We start from the raw sequence: 6,143 nt of genomic DNA, 5'->3' as shown, positions 1-6,143 counted from the left end.
GGCTCGGAGGGGGGTGAGGAGGGCGAAGCGGAGGCCGGCGTCGAGGCCGAGGCGGGCGCCGGGATGACCAGCTGGATCGGCTCCCCGATCGCCGTGCTCCCGTTCACCTCGTCGACATCGGACTCGACGTCGTTCACGTTCGAGTGATCGACCGGACGACGGCGCGACCGCTGCCAGATGGCGGCGCTCGCCGCGACCAGCAGCACCGCGACGGCCGCCACGCCCCAGTCGCCGCGCTCGGCGAGCAGCGCGGCGAGCGCGCCCACCAGGCCGGCCGCCGGCAGCGTCAGGAACCAGGCCGCCACCATCCGGCGCGCCGTCGACCAGCGCACCACGCCGCCGCGCCGGCCGAGGCCGGAGCCCATCACGGCGCCCGAGCAGACCTGGGTGGTGGAGAGCGCGAAGCCCATGTGCGAGGAGGCCAGGATGGTGGTCGCCGCGCTGGTCTGGGCGGCGAAGCCCTGCGGCGGCCGGATGTCCGTCAGGCCCTTGCCCATGGTGCGGATGATCCGCCAGCCGCCGAGGTAGGTGCCGAGCGCGATGGCCACGCCGGCCGAGGTGATGACCCACAGCGGCGGGTCGGCGCCCGGCGCCAGCGAGCCGCCGGCGATCAGCGCCAGCGTCATCACGCCCATCGTCTTCTGCGCGTCGTTGGTGCCGTGCGCCAGCGAGACCAGTGCCGCGGAGGCGATCTGGCCGGCCCGGTAGCCGCCGGCCGTCGCCTGCTCGTCCGCGTCCCGGGTGATCCGGTACGTCAGCCGGGTGGCCAGCGTCGCGGCCACCCCGGCGACCAGCGGGGCCGCCACCGCCGGGATCAACACCTTGGTGACCACCGCGTCCCCGTTCACCGCGCCGAGGCCGATGGAGGCCACGGTCGCCCCGATCAGCCCGCCGAACAGCGCGTGCGAGGAGCTGGACGGCAGCCCGGCGAGCCAGGTCAGCAGGTTCCACACGATGGCGCCCACCAGCCCCGCGAAGATGACTTCCGGCTGGATGCCCGCCTCCTCGTCGATGATCCCGCCGGAGATCGTCCGTGCCACCTCGACCGAGAGGAAGGCGCCGACGAGGTTGAGCACGGCGGACATCGCCACCGCGGCCTTGGGGGCCATCGCCCCGGTGGAGATCGTCGTGGCCATCGCGTTGGCCGTGTCGTGGAAGCCGTTGGTGAAGTCGAACGCGAGTGCCGTGACGATCACGATCGCGATCAACAGCGTTACATGTTCCATGTATCCGACAATCCGCTCGACGGGCTGAGGGGCAAACGCCGTTAACGTAAGGTGAATAGGTGAACGGTGGATGAACTCGGGAAGGCCGTCGTCTGGCGCTCGCCGCCGGGCTTGGCGCCGGCCCCGGCACACTCTGTCGCGCCTCCGACCACGTCCGGCCGAGCCGCGCCGACCCGCCGCTCATCTGGACCACGGAGTGCGGGGTTTGAGCTTTGGAGCCCCGAACGGAGAAACTGCTCGCGTGACGTCCCGAACTCCGCGTGAGCCCCGGTTGCGACTTGTCCCACAGACGCCTGCCCAGCGCCCCGCGGCGCCCCGGCGAACAGCGGTCGCCAGACGCCCTCCCAAGCCTCCCAGAGGCATCGCCCCCCAGGACCGGCTGGCCAGGCAGGCCCGCGGCCTGCTCGCCGAGGCCGTCCGCCTGGCCCACTGGGCCCAGCGTGCCGGTGTCTCCCCCGAGACCGACGTCCGGCGGGCCGCCGCCGAACTCGGCATGACCGAGAGCCAGGTCCGTGACCGGTGGAGCCACGCCAGGCTCGCCGGCCTCGTCGAGCCGGGCGCGGACGGCGCCGCAGTCCGGGCCGGTTGGCGGCTCCGGGCCTGGGACCAGGACGACACCGCCGCGCTGCGCGGCTGGGTGGCCCTCTTCGACGCCTGGTCGCTCGCCCGCCCCGCGCCGCAGGACGCCGACCCGGGGCTCGTCAGCGAGATCGTCGCCGCCATCCCGCAACTGCTCTCCGTGATGCAGCTCTCGGACGGCCCGGTCACCGCCGCCGGCCTCATCGACCTCCTCACCCAGCGCATCACCGAACTCCGCGCCGAACGCCCCACCACCTCGGCCGAGGGACCCGACGACATACCACCCCAACCCGAGGGCATCGCGCAGCGCGAGCTCGGCGAACTGGTGCGACTGCTCGGCTGGGCCCTGGACGCCCTCGCCGAGGTCGGCGCCCTCACCCTGCACGCCCGCAGCCGCCACCCCGAACACGCCAGGCTCACCGACCTCGGCGGCTGGGCCGTCTGGACGAAGCTGGAACAGATCTGCATCGCGGCCCAGAGCCCGGCCGGCAACATCGAACAGTCCGCCGTCGCCATGCTCCGCGGCTGCGCCGCCCTCACCCCGGGGCCGGCCCGCGCCGAGTACCGCGCCTGGCTCGCCGCCCGCTCCACCGGGCCGGCCGTCACCGAGCTGCTGGACGCCGCCCGCGGCGAGGACGCCCTGATCCGCGGCCTCGCCTTCGAGGCGCTGCGCGCCGTCGGCGCCCCCGCCCTGGCCGCCGTCCGCGCCGCCGTCGACGAGCCCGTGCTGCGCCCCTACGCCCTGCTCTGGCTCGCGGACCAGGAGGGCGGCGACCCCCGCGACCACACCGACACCCCGATCGGCGTGCTCACCCGCGCCGAGGCCACCTGGCTCTGGGTCGACACCGCGTCCGCCGCCCACGAGAACGGCGCCGAGCGGCTGCTCCTCGACCACCTCGACTCCGCCCCCCAGCCGACGGTCGCCCAACTGGTGGACGAGATCCGCGTCTGTGGCCATCCCCGCACCGTCCAGGTCCTGCTGGCCCTCGCCGCCGCCCACCCCGACCCGGCCATCACCAAACGGGTGCGCCGCGCCGCGTTCCAGGTCCACACCGGCGGCGCCTGACGTCCGCAGCCCCGGCCGCCGCGTTCGCCGGGGCACGGCGGCGAACGCGAGAGCGCGGAAAACGGTTTGCCCGCCGCCGTTAGAATGACCGCATGGACATTCCGCTCCTCGTGCCCTAGCGGACGTATCCCTCCCGCCAAGACCCGTCCCCGTACGGCAGCACGTCCGTACGTCCCGTCGCCTGGAGTACGTCCATGATCACCGCCACTGGCGTCGAGCTGCGAGCCGGCGCCCGGATCCTCATCGAGTCCGCCTCCTTCCGGGTGGCCAGGGGAGACCGCATCGGCCTCGTCGGCCGCAACGGAGCGGGAAAGACCACCCTCACCAAGTGCCTGGCCGGCGAGGGCATCCCGGCCGGCGGCACCATCACCCGCGGCGGACAGGTCGGCTACCTGCCGCAGGACCCGCGCACCGGCGACCTGGACATGCTCGCCCGCGACCGGATCCTGGCCGCCCGCGGCCTGGACACCGTGCTGCGCGGCATGCGCGACAGCGAACAGCGGATGGCCAACGGCTCGGGCGACGTCCGCGAGCGCGCCATGCGGAAGTACGAGCGCCAGGAGACGGAGTTCCTGACCAGGGGCGGCTACGCGGCGGAGGCCGAGGCGGCCACCATCGCGGCCAGCCTCGGCCTGCCCGACCGCATCCTCGCCCAGCCGCTGCACACCCTTTCCGGCGGCCAGCGGCGCCGCGTCGAGCTCGCCAGGATCCTCTTCTCGGACGCCGACGTCCTGCTGCTCGACGAGCCCACCAACCACCTGGACGCCGACTCCATCGTCTGGCTGCGGGACTTCCTCAAGACCTACCGCGGCGGGCTCATCGTCATCTCGCACGACGTCGACCTCATCGAGACCGTGGTCAACAAGGTCTTCTACCTGGACGCCAACCGCGCCCAGATCGACGTCTACAACATGGGCTGGAAGCAGTACCAGATCCAGCGCGAGGCCGACGAGAAGCGCCGCAGGCGGGAGCGGGCCAACGCCGAGAAGAAGGCCGCCGCGCTCAACGCCCAGGCCGACAAGATGCGCGCCAAGGCCACCAAGGCCACCGCCGCGCAGAACATGGCCAAGCGCGCCCAGCGGCTGCTCTCCGGCATCGAGGCCGAGCGGCAGCAGGACAAGGTCGCCAAGCTGCGCTTCCCCGACCCGGCGCCGTGCGGCAAGACCCCCCTGATGGCCGACGCCCTGTCCAAGTCCTACGGCTCGCTCGAGATCTTCACGGACGTCTCGCTCGCCATCGACAAGGGCTCCCGGGTCGTCATCCTCGGCCTCAACGGCGCCGGCAAGACGACGCTGCTGCGGCTGCTGGCCGGCGTCGAGAAGCCCGACACCGGCGAGGTGACCCCGGGCCACGGGCTCAAGCTCGGCTACTACGCGCAGGAGCACGAGACCCTGGACCCGCGGCGCACCGTGCTGGAGAACATGCGCTCCGCCGCCCCCGACCTGGACATGGTCGCCGTCCGCAAGACGCTGGGCTCCTTCCTGTTCTCCGGCGACGACGTCGACAAGCCGGCCGGCGTCCTCTCCGGCGGCGAGAAGACCCGCCTGGCCCTGGCCACCCTCGTGGTCTCCTCGGCCAACGTGCTGCTGCTCGACGAGCCCACCAACAACCTGGACCCGGCCAGCCGCGAGGAGATCCTCGGCGCGCTGCACAGCTTCAGCGGCGCGGTGGTGCTGGTCACCCACGACGAGGGCGCCGTCGACGCGCTCCAGCCCGAGCGGATCATCATGCTGCCGGACGGCGTGGAGGACCTCTGGAGCCAGGACTACGCGGACCTCGTCGCCCTCGCCTGACCCGCGGGACACCCCTGGCGCGCGTGTGCGTCGTGCCTCCGACGGTCGTTTGTGATCATGCGTGGTGGATCATTCGGCCGACGGTTGATCATTCATCTGAGTGAGGGCGGCTCGTACCCCGGCGTGTCGACGCGCCGGGCAACGGGCGGTGCCCCCGGTCCAGGCGATCCGCTGGTCCGATCCAGTGACGGCCCCTGACCTGCGCTTTCGTCCCCCGCCTCGGAACCCTCGCCGCCCGTGGGCCCAGGCGGGGCCCGGAATCGCGTTGTCCGCTTGTCGTACGGACCCAGACGAATGGGTGGCCAGGAAGCCGGATAGGGGTGATCATGAGAAGTCCAGAGCGCACTTCCACGAGGAGGCACGGGTGGCCGAGACTCTGAAGAAGGGCAGCCGGGTGACCGGCCCCGCTCGCGAGAAGCTCGCGGCGGACCTCAAGCGGAAATACGAGTCGGGTGCGAGCATCCGGGCACTGGCGGAGGAGACGGGCCGGTCGTACGGCTTCGTCCACCGCATGCTCAGCGAGGCGGATGTCACACTCCGCGGGCGCGGCGGCGCCACCCGGGGCAAGAAGGCGGCCCCCACCCCCTGAGGCCGACGGCCCACGGCGGCCGCTACGCTACCGGTCAGTTACTGGTGAGTAGCGACCGGAGGTGGCCGTGGTCCCGCAGAACCAGCAGAACCCACTCGTCGACAGGGACGGTGTGCGTCTCACCGTCGACGGCGCCGTGGCCACGGTCACGCTGACCGTCGCGGCGCGGCGCAACGCCCAGACCCCCGCGATGTGGCGGGCACTCACCGAGGCGGGCCGCGCCCTCCCCGGCAGCGTCCGGATCGTGGTGCTGCGCGCCGAGGGCGTCTCCTTCTCCGCCGGCCTTGACCGGCGGGCCTTCACCGCCGAGGGCATCGACGGCGACATCTCCTTCCTGACCCTGGCCCGCGCCACCGACGCGGACCTCGACGCCACGATCGCCTCCTTCCAGGAGGCGTTCACCTGGTGGCGCCGCAACGACCTGGTCAGCGTCGCCGCCGTCCAGGGCCACGCCATCGGCGCCGGCTTCCAACTGGCACTCGCCTGCGACCTGCGGATCTGCGCGGCCGACGCGCAGTTCGCGATGCGGGAGACCTCGCTGGGGCTCGTGCCGGACCTGGGCGGCACCAAGCCGCTCGTCGAACTCGTCGGCTACGGCCGGGCCCTGGAGATCTGCGCCACCGGCCGCGCCGTCCAGGCGGCTGAGGCCGAACGCATCGGCCTGGCCAACCTCGTCGTCGCCCCCGACGAACTCCCGGCCGCCACCGCCGACCTCGTCGCGGCCCTGCTGGCCGCGCCGCGCGACGCGGTGATCGAGACCAAGGCGTTGCTACGGGCGGCCTCCGGCCAGGACTACGACACACAGCGCGCCACGGAGCGCGCGGCGCAGGCGCGGCGCCTGCGGGACCTGGCCGACGTGGTGCGGTGACGGGGTTTTGCCCCCACCCGCC

At 73.0% G+C, this 6,143-nt stretch carries 5 protein-coding genes; 4 read left to right on the top strand and 1 reads right to left on the bottom strand.

Translation table 11 applies throughout. From position 1 onward, the window contains the following. Positions 1–1,226: inorganic phosphate transporter (locus E1283_RS29975; RefSeq protein ID WP_132821312.1), on the bottom strand; the 1,226-nt coding region annotated here is incomplete at its 3' end. A 271-nt stretch (positions 1,227–1,497) separates the two neighbouring features. On the opposite strand from E1283_RS29975, the gene E1283_RS29970 reads away from it, so the two are divergent. From E1283_RS29970 to E1283_RS29955, 4 genes are all read left to right on the top strand, one after another. Further along, on the top strand, positions 1,498–2,871 hold the full coding sequence (locus E1283_RS29970; RefSeq protein ID WP_425086254.1) for a hypothetical protein: 1,374 nt from the start codon (positions 1,498–1,500) through the stop codon (positions 2,869–2,871). Between the two features lie 194 nt (positions 2,872–3,065). Then, positions 3,066–4,664 carry an ABC-F family ATP-binding cassette domain-containing protein gene (locus E1283_RS29965; protein ID WP_132821310.1) on the top strand — a complete coding sequence of 533 codons (1,599 nt, stop codon included), beginning with the start codon at positions 3,066–3,068 and terminating at the stop codon, positions 4,662–4,664. A 364-nt stretch (positions 4,665–5,028) separates the two neighbouring features. After that, a complete protein-coding gene (locus tag E1283_RS29960; RefSeq protein ID WP_176582984.1) occupies positions 5,029–5,253 on the top strand; it encodes a helix-turn-helix domain-containing protein in 225 nt (74 codons plus the stop codon). Positions 5,254–5,314: 61 nt separating this feature from the next. Next, positions 5,315–6,121: an enoyl-CoA hydratase/isomerase family protein gene (locus E1283_RS29955; protein ID WP_132821308.1), complete on the top strand. Its 807-nt coding sequence runs from the start codon at positions 5,315–5,317 to the stop codon at positions 6,119–6,121. Positions 6,122–6,143 lie beyond the last annotated feature (22 nt).

This window comes from Streptomyces hainanensis, from assembly GCF_004348415.1.
Classification (GTDB): Bacteria; Actinomycetota; Actinomycetes; order Streptomycetales; family Streptomycetaceae; genus Streptomyces; species Streptomyces hainanensis.
The sequence above is the reverse complement of the archived record's forward strand: the minus strand, read 5'-3'. Positions and strand labels throughout refer to the sequence as shown.

Coding starts and splice junctions, on each gene's coding strand:
- E1283_RS29965 (WP_132821310.1), top strand. CDS start 3,066: ATGATCACCGCCACTGGCGTCGAGCTGCGAGCCGGCGCCCGGATCCTC.